Raw genomic sequence first — 255 nt, 5'->3', positions numbered from 1 at the left:
CCAGGAACACCTGGACAACCAGGTACTCCAGAACAACCAGGAACACCTGAACAACCAGGAACACCTGGACAACCAGGTACTCCAGAACAACCAGGAACACCTGAACAACCAGGAACACCTGAACAACTAGGTACTCCAGAACAACCAGGAACACCTGAACAACCAGGAACACCTGGACAACCAGGTACTCCAGAACAACCAGGAACACCTGAACAACCAGGAACACCTGGACAACCAGGTACTCCAGAACAACCA

General features: G+C 51.4%; 1 pseudogene. It reads left to right on the top strand.

What is annotated here, in order from left to right:
• Positions 1-255 (top strand): annotated as a pseudogene (locus ACU68W_RS09350) (hypothetical protein); the annotation flags it as partial.

The organism is Finegoldia sp. P2-F-LR, from assembly GCF_052932265.1.
This window is presented reverse-complemented; position numbering and strand designations above follow the sequence as displayed.